This window comes from Actinoplanes sp. NPDC048967, assembly GCF_040649415.1.
In the GTDB taxonomy this organism is placed as follows: Bacteria; Actinomycetota; Actinomycetes; order Mycobacteriales; family Micromonosporaceae; genus Actinoplanes.
Map to the genome: position 1 here is coordinate 1549 of NZ_JBEZFL010000022.1, position 1327 is coordinate 2875.

General features: G+C 54.6%; 1 rRNA gene (cut by a window edge). It reads right to left on the reverse strand.

Going from position 1 to position 1327, the window contains the following annotated elements:
- Window positions 1-1261, reverse strand: a 23S ribosomal RNA gene (locus AB0C12_RS44035) (it extends 1489 nt beyond the left edge of the window).
- Window positions 1262-1327: the final 66 nt, after the last annotated feature.

Consider the following 1327-nt stretch of genomic DNA (forward strand, 5'->3'; position numbering starts at 1 on the left):
CATGTGAGTCCCACAGCTTCGGCGGTGTGCTTGAGCCCCGCTACATTGTCGGCGCGGAACCACTTGACCAGTGAGCTATTACGCACTCTTTAAAGGATGGCTGCTTCTAAGCCAACCTCCTGGTTGTCTATGCGACCCCACATCCTTTTCCACTTAGCACACGCTTAGGGGCCTTAGCTGGTGATCTGGGCTGTTTCCCTCTCGACTACGAAGCTTATCCCCCGCAGTCTCACTGCCGCGCTCTCACTTACCGGCATTCGGAGTTTGGCTGATTTCGGTAAGCTTGTAGGCCCCCTAGACCATCCAGTGCTCTACCTCCGGCAAGAAACACACGACGCTGCACCTAAATGCATTTCGGGGAGAACCAGCTATCACGGAGTTTGATTGGCCTTTCACCCCTAACCACAGGTCATCCCCCAACTTTTCAACGTTGGTGGGTTCGGTCCTCCACGCAGTCTTACCCACGCTTCAACCTGCCCATGGCTAGATCACCCCGCTTCGGGTCTAGAACATGCGACTCAAACGCCCTCTTCAGACTCGCTTTCGCTACGGCTACCCCACACGGGTTAACCTCGCCACATGCCACTAACTCGCAGGCTCATTCTTCAAAAGGCACGCCATCACCCCAACAAAGAGGCTCTGACGGATTGTAGGCGAACGGTTTCAGGTACTATTTCACTCCCCTCCCGGGGTACTTTTCACCATTCCCTCACGGTACTTGTCCGCTATCGGTCACCAGGAAGTATTCAGCCTTACCAGGTGGTCCTGGCAGATTCACGGCAGATTACAGGAGTCCGCCGCTACTCGGGAACACCACAAGAAGGTCTGCAGCTTTCGTCTACGGGACTCTCACCCTCTACGGTTGGCTTTCCCACACCATTCAACTAACCACAAACTTTGTAACTCCTCATCACACTGTCAGATGTGAAAAGCGGGTCCCACAACCCCCATGACGCAACCCCTGACAGGTATCACACGCCACAGGTTTAGGCTACATCCGCTTTCGCTCGCCACTACTCACGGAATCACTGTTGTTTTCTCTTCCTACGGGTACTGAGATGTTTCACTTCCCCGCGTTCCCCCCATACACCCTATGAATTCAGATGCAGGTGACACCACATGACTGGTGCCAGGTTTCCCCATTCGGACACCCTGGGATCATAGCTAGGTTGACAGCTCCCCCAGGCCTATCGCGGCCTCCCACGTCCTTCATCGGCTCCTGGTGCCAAGGCATCCACCGTTCGCCCTTGACAACTTAACCTACAGAAAACAAGATGCTCGCGTCCACTGTGCAATTCTCAACCAACAACCAACCCACAACCCCACA